General features: G+C 35.3%; 1 protein-coding gene. It reads right to left on the bottom strand.

Annotated features, from left to right (window positions below):
- The coding region (locus tag SCA31_RS23295) for a hypothetical protein (RefSeq protein WP_410699396.1) at positions 1-275 on the bottom strand (275 nt) is incomplete at both ends.

The following is a 275-nucleotide window of genomic DNA, read 5'->3' as shown; positions in this document are numbered from 1 at the left end:
GTTCCATAATTCTGCTTTTTCATTTCCGCCTAACAACAAATAGTCATTAGGAAGAAATAAAATATTGTTAATTTTTACTCTGATGCCTACCGGACGCTCTGGAATTAAGCTGTTAAAGACCATTAAAGTATCCACATTTTCATCATAAAATTTCCGAAAGCTCAACCATTTTCCGTCGTCTGATAGCTTAGGATCACTAATTTGACAGTACCGAGAAGTGAGCTTTTGTATTTCGGATTCTTGATTTTGCGCATAAAAGTTTGTCATGACCATAC

Source organism: Chryseobacterium sp. SIMBA_028 (genome assembly GCF_046535285.1).
In the GTDB taxonomy this organism is placed as follows: Bacteria; Bacteroidota; Bacteroidia; order Flavobacteriales; family Weeksellaceae; genus Chryseobacterium.
The sequence above is the reverse complement of the archived record's forward strand: the minus strand, read 5'-3'. Positions and strand labels throughout refer to the sequence as shown.